This is a genomic window from Streptomyces sp. NPDC056452, from assembly GCF_042796085.1.
Classification (GTDB): Bacteria; Actinomycetota; Actinomycetes; order Streptomycetales; family Streptomycetaceae; genus Streptomyces.
The window spans coordinates 177,375-184,218 of record NZ_JBHTRI010000014.1; the positions used below are offsets into that span (position 1 = coordinate 177,375).

Below are 6,844 nucleotides of genomic sequence, written 5' to 3' on the forward strand. Positions count from 1 at the left end.
GGCCACATGACTGTGCCGGCGCGCTCGCTCCTCTCCCAGGTTGCCGCCCTCGCCGACGATCCGCATGTCGGAGCCGCGCGGGCACCCGCGGCGTGCCGGACACCGCCCCGTCAGCCCAGCCGGGCGGCGATGTGGTCGCCGACCCGCAGGGCGTTGGCGATCGCGGTCAGTGACGGGTTCACCGCGCCGATGCTGGGGAAGAAGCTGGTGTCCACGACGTAGAGGTTGTCGAGGTCGTGGGCCTTGCAGTTGACGTCGAGGGCGGAACTCCGCGGGTCGTCGCCGAACCGCACGGTGCCCGCCTGGTGGGCGGTGGCGCCGATCGGCATGCCCTTGTGCAGGTAGATGCTGTGATCCAGCAGATGGTGCTCGTGCATGCCCAGGTGCCCGAGCATGCCCCGCAGCTTGTGCTGGAGGCGCTTCAGCCCGGCGATGTTGTTCTTCTCGTCTAGGGCCAGGTGAATGGCGTCGTCCTTGTCGAGGGTCACCCGGCTCTCCGGCAGCGGAAGGTCCTCCCCGCACAGCCAGAAGTCGACGGCGTGATGTGCCAGCACCTCGAAGGGAATGTCGGGCAGGACCGTGCCGGCCCAGCGCGGTGCCTCCCCGTGGATCTGGTCGGCGTCCGACTTGCCGAGCATCTGGATGCCGCCGAGCGGATAGTCCCAGTCGTCCGCGCCCAGGTACCAGTCGTTCAGCGCCAGTGTCTTCTGGAACCTGGTGGGGTTCGGTTCCTTCGACACCGCCATCAGCGCCAGGTTGTTGTGCCGCATGTAGTGGCGCCCGACCACGCCGGAGCTGTTGGCCAGGCCTTCAGGATGCTTGTCGTTGGCCGAACGCAGCAGCAGGACGGCGGAGTTGACCGCGCCTGCGGCGACCACCACGATGTCGGCGCTGAATTCCTCGGTCGTTCCGTCCTTGAGTTCGGCGACGACTCCGGTGACGGTGCGTCCGGTGGGGTCGGTCTCCAGGCGCCGGACATCGGCGTCGGTCACCATCGTGACGTTGTCGTACGTGAGCGCCGGGTCGACGCAGATCACCTGCGCGTCGGACTTCGCGCCCACCAGGCAGGGGAACCCGTCGACCCTGTCGCAGCGGATGCAGACGCTGTCGTGGGTGGCCCGGCCGTTCTCGTCCTGGGTGAGGTTCACGCCGATGGGCAGGTGGAAGGGGTGCAGGCCGACTCTCTCCAGATCGTCACTGAGCTGCTGGATGCGGGCCTCGTGCTCCACCGGCGGGTACGCGTACTGCGCGCCGGCCGGTCCTTCCGTGGGGTCCTCGCCGTGTCGGCCGTGGACGAGGTAGAGGTGCTCGGCCTCGGTGTAGTACGGCTCCAGGTCCTCGTAACGGATCGGCCAGGCCGGAGAGATGCCGTCGTGGTGACGCAGCTCCCCGAAGTCCTCGGGCCGGAGCCGGAAGAGTGCGGCGCCGTAGAACTTGGTGTTGCCCCCGACGTAGTAGTTGACCTCCGGCGGGAACTGTTTGCCGTGCTTGTCGTACCAGAACTCTGGGGCACGGTACTTGCCCTTGACGAAGACGGCGGTGGAGTCCCAGTTGTCACGCTCCCGGGGCAGGTAGCCGCCGCGCTCCAGGATCAGGACCCGTTTGCCGGTGGGCGCCAGCCGGTGCGCGAGCGTACCGCCACCCGCTCCCGAACCGATGATGATGACGTCGTAGTGCTGGTCGTCGGCCATGAGAGGGTCCCGTTCTAGGAGTCATCGGCTGTCGTGGCCGTAGCGCCTGTCCCGGGGCCCCTGGACCGTTCCGCACCGGACAGACCTGCGCATCATTGGGATATTCGCCACCAAATCACAAGTTATCGGTCGGTCGGATGGGCGGCGACCCGGGGAGCTCTCAGAGGACGGCGATCGGGTTCACCGGTGAACCGGTGGCGTGCGGCAGCCTGAGCGGGGCGATCACGCAGAGGAACGACCAGCGTCCCTCCGCCTCGCAGACCGGTACCAGGTCCTCGAACTGCAGGTAGTCCAGCAGATGGAGGCCCATGGCGTGGATAGCCAGCACATGCACCGGGAAATCGACCCCGTCGGTGGAACTCGGGGCGGTGTCGTTGTTCCCGTCGCCGCCGAGCACGGCCACCTTCCGGTCCGCCAGGAACTCCATAGCCGTCGGATGGAGGCCGGCCCGCTCACGTGCCGCGTCCCACGGTCCGAGCTCCGCGCGGCGTAGGCGATGCCCGACCCGGACGAACAGGAGGTCGCCCTCGCCCACGCGGACGTCCTGAGCGGTCTCGGCCGCGGTGAGGTCGTCGGCGGTCACATGATCACCCGGCTCGAGCCACGGCACGCCGCGCAGCCGCGGGATGTCCAGCAGTACGCCGCGACCGACGATCCCGTCGCGGGCCGCCGCGATGGAGAGGGCCGCTGCCCCGCTCGCCGTGACGCTGCTCGCGGGCACGCCACCGTGCAGGGTGCCGTCGTAGATCACGTGGCAGAGCGCGTCGATGTGGCTGTCCGCGTCGCCGTGCACGTTCATCGCGAAGCTGTCCCTCGCGAAGTGGAGCCCGTGCGAGGTGTCCTCCTCCCCCGGCCCGGTCATCCGGTGCCTCGCGGGCTCCGGGTTGTCCGGGCCCGGCAGTGTGTCCACGGGCGCGGAGAGCGTGACCGTCCGGCCGGTCCGTACCTCCCGGGTGGCGGCCACCACCCGGGCGGGGGTCACGGCGTCCAGAGCGCCTCTCTCACCCGCCGCCCAGGCGGCGCGGGAGCGCAGGCGCCGGTACAGCACGCCGAACTCGTCCTCGGTCAGCCGTGGCGGTCCGCCCGGGCGGGCGCCCGTCAGGCCGGGGTCGGCGTCGGGAGGACGGCGGTTCATGGCTGCTCCGGAGTCTCGGCACACAGGACCGTGCTCAGCTGCGGTACGCCTCCAGCAGACGCAGCCAGATCTCGCTGATCGTCGGGTAGGCGGGGACCGCGTGCCACAGCCGGTCGAGGGGAACCTCGCCGGCGACGGCGATCGTCGCGGAGTGCAGGAGTTCACCGATGCCCGGTCCGACGAAGGTGACTCCGAGCAGGATCTCGCGGTCCAGGTCGACGACCATCCGCGCGCGGCCCTTGTACCCCGTGGCGTACAGGCCCGAACCGGCGACCGCGGCCAGGTCGTGGTCGACGGCCCTTACCCGGTGGCCGGCCGCTTCCGCCTCCGCGAGGGTGAGCCCGACCGAGGAGGCCTCCGGGTCGGTGAAGACGACCTGGGGGACCGCGGCGTGGTCGGCGGTGGCCGCGTGCGCACCCCACCGGTCCGTCTCCAGGAGCGGTGTCTTCCGGGCGCGGGCCGCGATCGCGGCTCCCGCGATACGGGCCTGGTACTTGCCCTGGTGCGTCAGCAGCGCGCGGTGGTTGACGTCGCCGACCGCGTACAGCCAGTCGCTGCCCTCGACCAGGCAGCTGTCGTCCACGGCGAGCCAGGAGCCGGGCTTCAGTCCCACCGTGTCCAGGCCGAGGTCGTCGGTGCGCGGGGCCCGGCCGGTGGCGAAGAGGATCTCGTCGGTCTCCAGTTGTTCCCCGTTGTCCAGTTCGACGGTCACGGGGCCGTCCTTGCCCGCCCTCCGCGCGACGGTGGCCGACACTCCCGTGAGGATCCGGACGCCTGCTTCGGTCAACGCCTCGGCGACCAGTTCACCCGCGAACGGCTCCATCTTGGGGAGCAGCCTCCGGCCGCGGATCAGCATCGTCACCTGGGAGCCGAGCCCCTGCCAGACGGTGGCCATCTCGACGCCGACCACTCCGCCTCCGACGACGACGAGGCGGCCGGGCACCTCCTTGGCGCTGGTCGCCTCGCGGCTGGTCCAGGGGCGTACGTCCGCGATGCCGGGCAGCGCGGGAACGACGGCCCTGCTGCCGGTGCAGACGGCGACGGCGTGCCGGGCGGTGAGCTGCTTCCGCGTACCGTCCGGGGCGGTCACGGAAACCGTCCGGGTTCCGGTCAGCCGGCCCTTGCCCCGGTAGATGTCAGCGCCGATGCCCTCCAGCCACGCGACCTGGCCGTCGTCCTTCCAGTGGGAAGTCATCCAGTCACGGTGGGCAAGGACGGCGTCCGCGTCGAGCGGACCCTCCACGGCGGCGCTCAGGCCCGGGACGCGGCGCGCGTCGGCCCGGGCGACGACCGGGCGGAGCAGCGCCTTGCTCGGCATGCAGGCCCAGTAGGAACATTCGCCCCCGATGAGTTCGGACTCGACAACGGCCGTGCTCAGTCCGGCGGCCCGGGTGCGGTCGGCCACGTTCTCCCCCACGGGACCGGCCCCGATCACCACGACGTCGTACTCGGTGTTCTCCCCAGCATCAGTCATGAGGACAGTCTGGTCGTGGGTGTGCGCCGCTGCCACATGGGCAGGCGGAATAGGGAAAGCGACGTCACCGTTGTGCCGGACAGGTCCGAACGGGCAGAGGAAGAGGTAGCAGAGTATGAGCACCGTAGAGCTCACCAAGGAAAACTTCGATCAGGTCGTGACCGACAACGACTTTCTACTGATCGACTTCTGGGCTTCCTGGTGCGGTCCGTGCAAGCAGTTCGCGCCGGTCTACGACTCGGCGTCCGAGCGCCACCCCGACCTGGTCTTCGCCAAGGTCGACACGGAGGCGCAGCAGGAACTGGCGGCGGCCTTCGAGATCCGGTCCATTCCCACTCTGATGATCGTCCGGGACAACGTGGCGGTCTTCTCCCAGCCCGGAGCACTCCCCGAGGCCGCCCTCGAGGACGTCATCGGGCAGGCGCGGAAGCTCGACATGGACGAGGTACGCAAGTCCGTCGAGGAGCAGAAGCAGGCTCAGCAGGAGCAGCCCTAGTCCCTGAGGCTCTGCGGCAGACATGGTGAGGGCCCGGCCGGGTACGGCCGGGCCCTCACGTACGGGAAGGCTCTGACGAAGACCGAAAACGGCTGGTGCGCCGCTCGCACCCGTGCCAGGATCCCGCCATGCAGACCTCAGGAAGGACCCATGGCGCGTAGGCGCCCGGCGCACGTCCGTGCGGGCCTGTCTCCGAAGCACCCCGCGCCCCACACCCCCGTCGACGGCCTCGACGCCCGCGCGCAGGCCGATGTCATCGCTCTCGAACGGAGCCGGTTGCAGCCGGGAGCCGTGGCCAGGGGCCTGCGTTCCTGGCGGGCGCAGCTGAGCCGTCCTGCCAGGACGCTCGCCCTCACCGGCGACGACATGTACCCGTGCTGCGAGGACCACTGCGGCCGGGCCGTCCTGGAGACCGCGCTGCACGCGCTTCCCCGCCGGAGCGCACGGCGCCTGCGTGCTCTCGTCGAACCCCTCGACGCGGAATTCATCTCCCGCACCCTCCCCGATCCACACGCCTGCCCGGAGGCGCCGTGGTGGACGGGCCGGATGTGAGCGGGGCGGTGCGGCGAGCCGGTGCTCAGCGGTCGCCGGTCTCCTCCCCCGTGGGTTCGGCGGTCTCCTCCCCCGCCCCGGGCTCGCCCATCCCCGTCCCGCCCCTCCGCTCCGCGATCCGGACCGTGAGGCCGTAGTCCAGCTCCGCCCCATCCACGAGCAGGGCCTCCACGGTGTGGGTCGCCGGGTCGATGTCCGCCTCCATGCCGTCCCCCGCGTAGCGCGGGTACCCCGACGCCCCCGTGTCCCCCGTGGCCGCCACGACCGCGGAGCGAATGGCGGCACCGGGCGTGGGGGCGCCGGCGGACTCCTTGAATTCCGGGACCAGCAGGATCTCGTAGCTCTGCGGATGGCTCATGCCGAAGACGCTAGACATCTGCCGTCGGCTGCGCACGTCGTGACACCGCCCACGACCCGTTCAGCTGGACTCGCGTGCCACCGGGCGGGCCCGCAGCAGGTCGTGACGCTCCGGTGCACCGCCGGGGTGCTGGACCAGGCGGTCGATCATCTCCGCGAGCGGCTGGGCCGTCGCCAGTTCCATCCTGACGCTGCTGAGACGGGGCCGCAGGAGCCTGCCGAGCATCAGGTCGTCCGCACCGATGACGGCCGTCTCCGCGGGCACCTGGACGCCGACGTCCTGCAATGCCCTCATCAGGAGCATGGCGTACTCGTCGTTGTACGCGAAGACGGCGTCCAGGCCCAGCGTCCGCCACCGGCCCGCCAGTTCCCCGGCCGACTCCTCCTCGTACCGCAACGGCAGCGGCTGGATCCGGGCATCGGTCCCGGACTGCTCCACCGCACGGAGCGCGCCGGCCAGCCGCGGTTCGGAGAACACCGCGAGGCCGGGGTCCTGGGGCATGACCACCCCGATCCGGCGGCGCCCGCGGGACAGCAGGTGCGTGGCCGCGCAGCTGCCGACCTGGCGCTGGTCCATGACGAGCGCGTGGGCGCCGTCCACGGGCTCCGGTCCGAGCGTGATCACCGCCTTGGCGCCCGAGCGGGTGAGCACCCCTATGCCCTGCGGGGTGAGGGTGATGCCGCCCGGCGAGACGACCGCGACGGGACGGAGCTCCGCCCACGCCCTGACCGCCTCGTCGGCGTCGAGGCCGACGCTGCCGTACTGCACGACGGTGTAGTCGAGCCGGCGCAGATCCGTCTGGAGATCCTGGTAGAAGCGCTGGTGGAGTGGTCCGGCAGGCACGTGCGCGGCGGCCAGCAGCACCGTCCTGGTGTGTCCGGCGCGCAGACTGCGGGCAGCCGCGTGCGGGACGTAGCCGAGGTCGGAGGCCGCTTCCCTGACCCGGCGGCGGGTGGGTTCGCTGATCCGTACGGTCGAGTTGTTGTTCAGTACGTAGGACACGGTGGCCCGGGAGACTCCGGCGAGGCGCGCCACATCGGCGCTGGTCGGTACGGAGCTGTAGGCGGGCTGCTCGGGTAACTGGCTCATGGCGTCGGGCAGTCTTCCAGACCCGCCCGTACGGCCCGTGGCCCGGGGG

7 protein-coding genes are annotated in these 6,844 nt (G+C 70.9%); 2 read left to right on the forward strand and 5 right to left on the reverse strand.

Going from position 1 to position 6,844, the window contains the following annotated elements:
- Positions 1-110: 110 nt before the first annotated feature.
- The 3 genes from ACFQ6X_RS16730 to ACFQ6X_RS16740 all read right to left on the reverse strand — a co-directional run bounded on the left by ACFQ6X_RS16730 (position 111) and on the right by ACFQ6X_RS16740 (position 4,300).
- Positions 111-1,691, reverse strand: a complete 1,581-nt coding sequence (locus ACFQ6X_RS16730) for a GMC oxidoreductase (protein WP_383182079.1) — start codon at positions 1,689-1,691, stop codon at positions 111-113.
- A gap of 160 nt (positions 1,692-1,851) precedes the next feature.
- A complete protein-coding gene (locus ACFQ6X_RS16735) occupies positions 1,852-2,826 on the reverse strand; it encodes a cyclase family protein (protein WP_383182081.1) in 975 nt (324 codons plus the stop codon).
- A 34-nt stretch (positions 2,827-2,860) separates the two neighbouring features.
- Complete coding sequence (locus ACFQ6X_RS16740; RefSeq protein ID WP_383182083.1) at positions 2,861-4,300, reverse strand: dihydrolipoyl dehydrogenase family protein; 1,440 nt, start codon at positions 4,298-4,300, stop codon at positions 2,861-2,863.
- A gap of 115 nt (positions 4,301-4,415) precedes the next feature.
- Here ACFQ6X_RS16740 and trxA point away from each other — a divergent pair, with 115 nt between their 5' ends.
- Together trxA and ACFQ6X_RS16750 are read left to right on the forward strand one after the other, a co-directional pair.
- Positions 4,416-4,796, forward strand: coding sequence for a thioredoxin (trxA, locus tag ACFQ6X_RS16745; protein WP_329204989.1), 381 nt, complete (start codon positions 4,416-4,418; stop codon positions 4,794-4,796).
- Positions 4,797-4,946: 150 nt separating this feature from the next.
- Positions 4,947-5,348, forward strand: a complete 402-nt coding sequence (locus ACFQ6X_RS16750) for a hypothetical protein (RefSeq protein WP_383182085.1) — start codon at positions 4,947-4,949, stop codon at positions 5,346-5,348.
- 25 nt (positions 5,349-5,373) lie between these two features.
- On the opposite strand, the gene ACFQ6X_RS16755 is transcribed toward ACFQ6X_RS16750, so the two are convergent.
- Positions 5,374-5,706: a hypothetical protein gene (locus ACFQ6X_RS16755; RefSeq protein WP_383182087.1), complete on the reverse strand. Its 333-nt coding sequence runs from the start codon at positions 5,704-5,706 to the stop codon at positions 5,374-5,376.
- 60 nt (positions 5,707-5,766) lie between these two features.
- A complete protein-coding gene (locus tag ACFQ6X_RS16760; protein WP_383182093.1) occupies positions 5,767-6,795 on the reverse strand; it encodes a LacI family DNA-binding transcriptional regulator in 1,029 nt (342 codons plus the stop codon).
- Between the last annotated feature and the right edge of the window lie 49 nt (positions 6,796-6,844).

Bases quoted from the DNA above. Each gene is read 5' to 3' on its own strand.
- ACFQ6X_RS16750 (WP_383182085.1), top strand. From the start codon at position 4,947: ATGGCGCGTAGGCGCCCGGCGCACGTCCGTGCGGGCCTGTCTCCGAAG.
- ACFQ6X_RS16760 (WP_383182093.1), bottom strand. From the start codon at position 6,795: ATGAGCCAGTTACCCGAGCAGCCCGCCTACAGCTCCGTACCGACCAGC.
- trxA (WP_329204989.1), top strand. From the start codon at position 4,416: ATGAGCACCGTAGAGCTCACCAAGGAAAACTTCGATCAGGTCGTGACC.
- ACFQ6X_RS16740 (WP_383182083.1), bottom strand. From the start codon at position 4,300: ATGACTGATGCTGGGGAGAACACCGAGTACGACGTCGTGGTGATCGGG.
- ACFQ6X_RS16735 (WP_383182081.1), bottom strand. From the start codon at position 2,826: ATGAACCGCCGTCCTCCCGACGCCGACCCCGGCCTGACGGGCGCCCGC.
- ACFQ6X_RS16730 (WP_383182079.1), bottom strand. From the start codon at position 1,691: ATGGCCGACGACCAGCACTACGACGTCATCATCATCGGTTCGGGAGCG.
- ACFQ6X_RS16755 (WP_383182087.1), bottom strand. From the start codon at position 5,706: ATGAGCCATCCGCAGAGCTACGAGATCCTGCTGGTCCCGGAATTCAAG.